The following is a 1252-nucleotide window of genomic DNA, read 5'->3' as shown; positions in this document are numbered from 1 at the left end:
TAGGCCTGTTGATTAGCCAAAAAAAGGTATGCAATAAATGGTAAAAAACTAATAAAAAAGACCGTCCAGTCGATGTAATGTTTGTCCCCACAAACTAATCGAAACGAGGCGGTCTCATGAAAAAGTTTACAATGTTCTCTCAAATTTTGCAATCGGTTATACCTCAAGAAGAGATAGCTCCCCTCATCAATGAAATTGGTTATGTAGATAAAGCCAGAAAATTTACCGTTTATGACCTGTTTCTCTTCCTGGCTCAAGCCTCGATTGAGCAGTGGAAGGGTTACCGAGATGGTGAAGCACGAATGGGGAAAAGTGGTTTACAGATCGCGGATCATTCAACGATTTCTAAGAAAGCCAAAGAAGTGCCTTATCAATTATTTAAGGAGTTACTGCACCTGTTGATTCGCAAATGCAATCGCGCGACCAAAAGAAAACTACGCATCCCAAAAGAGCTGCTGGCTGTAGATTCAACGAAGATTACCGTAGGGAAAGGACGCTTGCCTTGGGCACCGCTCAAAGGGGAGCGATCCGGGGTAAAGCTTCATGTTGCCCTGGTGATCGATCAAGGCAACCTCCATCGCGTAACCGAATCGACGGGGAACTCCCCGGATTTAGTCCATGCGCCAGAAGTGATTGATCCTTCTTTTGTTATCGTAGCCGACCGGGCTTATGGGAAGCATGAAATGTTCGATAAGTACGAGAGTGCCGAGAAAAAACAATATTTTCTGATTCGAATTCGAGACAATACGATTTTACATGATCCGACGCCAAGAAAACGTAAAGCTCCTTTTAAAGGAACAATCGAGAGAGATATTACCTGCCAACTTGGCGTAAAGAAAACCCGTACAAAAAAACGTTTCCGTGTTGTAACTCTTAAGGATCCTGAGGGCAATCCGGTTATTTTGGCAACCAATCTCCATAAGCCCTCCGCAGAAAACATTGCAGAAATGTACAAGAAACGGTGGCAAATCGAGGTGCTTTTCCGCTGGATCAAACAGCATTTGAATGTACCCAAACTATTCGGGACAACACCAAATGCAGTGTACGGACAGCTCTACACTGCATTGTTGGTTTATGTCCTAATGAAGCTCGTGTTTGAGAAAGGGAATGCTTCTGTGCATGCTAGTGCGAAGTTAACTTTTGCCGAATTTGATCGGTTATTTGAGCTGGACAAATTACCATCGGAATGGCTAGTTTTGCTTACCAGTTTCTTGAAAATGCGACCCTAAATATTGGATAATCAACAGGCCTG

1 protein-coding gene is annotated in these 1252 nt (G+C 43.4%); it reads left to right on the top strand.

The window, feature by feature from the left end:
* Positions 1–116 precede the first annotated feature (116 nt).
* On the top strand, positions 117–1229 hold the full coding sequence (locus tag ACFQ0N_RS38180) for an IS4 family transposase (RefSeq protein WP_379335728.1): 1113 nt from the start codon (positions 117–119) through the stop codon (positions 1227–1229).
* Positions 1230–1252 lie beyond the last annotated feature (23 nt).

It is taken from the genome of Paenibacillus sp. GCM10027626, assembly GCF_042676285.1.
Classification (GTDB): Bacteria; Bacillota; Bacilli; order Paenibacillales; family Paenibacillaceae; genus Paenibacillus_Z.
This window is presented reverse-complemented; position numbering and strand designations above follow the sequence as displayed.